Below are 588 nucleotides of genomic sequence, written 5' to 3'. Positions count from 1 at the left end.
CGCATCGGAAAGACCTTCCTGCATGCGGGACCGGGCTATGGCGGCTCGTGCTTTCCCAAGGATACCAAGGCGCTGGCCCGGATCGGGCAGGAGCATGCGAGCCCGATGCAGATCGTCGAGCAGGTGATCAAGATCAACGAGGAGATCAAGCGGCGCATGGTCGACAAGCTGCTCGATCTCTGCGGCGGCAGCTTCAACGGCAAGACGGTCGCCGTGCTCGGCGTGACCTTCAAGCCCAACACGGACGACATGCGCGATGCCCCGGCGCTGACCATCGTACCCGCGCTTGTCGGCGGTGGCGCCGAAGTCCGTGTCACCGATCCGCAGGGCCGGCGGGAGGGCGAGGCCCTGCTGCCGAACGTCACTTGGCACGAGGATCCCTATTCCGCGGCCGAAGGCGCGGACCTTCTGGTGATGCTCACCGAATGGAACGAGTTCCGCGCGCTCGACCTCTCGCGCATCGCCGGGAGCATGCGCACCAGCCGCATGGCGGACCTGCGCAACGTCTACTCGCTCGAAGACGCCCGCGCCGCAGGCTTCACCGCCTATGACAGCATCGGACGTGTGGGCGGCGCGGCGATGTAAGTC

The 588-nt window shown here is 66.5% G+C and carries 1 protein-coding gene; it reads left to right on the top strand.

All coding sequences use genetic code 11. The annotated features are described in order from the left end of the window. Positions 1–585: UDP binding domain-containing protein (locus tag OCH239_RS21490; protein ID WP_037267616.1), on the top strand; the 585-nt coding region annotated here is incomplete at its 5' end. Between the last annotated feature and the right edge of the window lie 3 nt (positions 586–588).

Origin of the sequence: Roseivivax halodurans JCM 10272 (assembly GCF_000521785.1) — a bacterium.
Lineage (GTDB): Bacteria > Pseudomonadota > Alphaproteobacteria > Rhodobacterales > Rhodobacteraceae > Roseivivax > Roseivivax halodurans.
The sequence above is the reverse complement of the archived record's forward strand: the minus strand, read 5'-3'. Positions and strand labels throughout refer to the sequence as shown.